This window comes from Streptomyces megasporus (genome assembly GCF_000718985.1).
In the GTDB taxonomy this organism is placed as follows: Bacteria; Actinomycetota; Actinomycetes; order Streptomycetales; family Streptomycetaceae; genus Streptomyces; species Streptomyces megasporus.
In genome coordinates this window covers 1-541 of record NZ_JODL01000087.1, presented here as the reverse complement: position 1 = coordinate 541, position 541 = coordinate 1, and the positions used below count along the sequence as shown (strand labels likewise).

The window sequence follows — 541 nt, the reverse complement described above, 5'->3', positions numbered from 1 at the left end:
CGACACGGCCGAGACGCTCGGTGAACAGAACCGCCAGCACCCGCGGCACCGGATCGCGCGGGATCTCTCCCGTGTCGATCCAACGCCGCACCCGGGAGGTGTCGGTCGAGAGCTGGGGGTGACCCATGGCCGCCGCCTGCCGGTTGACCAGCCTCGCGAGTTCGCCCTTCGACCAGCCGGCCAGGCCGAACAGGTCCGAGAGACGGGTGTTGGGTTGTCCGCTCACATCAAGCCCCCAGGTACTCGGCTGAGTTGACAGTAGCCCGGGGAGACATGCCGGGCGACTATTCGCCAGGGTTCGCCAGGGTTCGCCAGATGGTGTGCCACCGGACATCCGGTGTCAGGTAGGAAAGCGCCACCCCGACCCGGTCGCCGCAGGGACATTCCCCAGGATGCTCCAGGGAGTCCGGGCCGGGTGTGCGCTGTCGTCGCAGGCACACGAAGGGATCTGTCTCGCCCATGTACGCAGCATCATCCTCCGTGTCCGCACCGCCCCGGTCGCTGCACCCGCGTCCCACGGACAGTGGCCCCTACCTCGCCC

1 pseudogene is annotated in these 541 nt (G+C 68.8%); it reads right to left on the bottom strand.

What is annotated here, in order from left to right:
* Positions 1-226 (bottom strand): annotated as a pseudogene (locus IF47_RS28405) (DNA-binding protein NsdB); the annotation flags it as partial.
* Between the last annotated feature and the right edge of the window lie 315 nt (positions 227-541).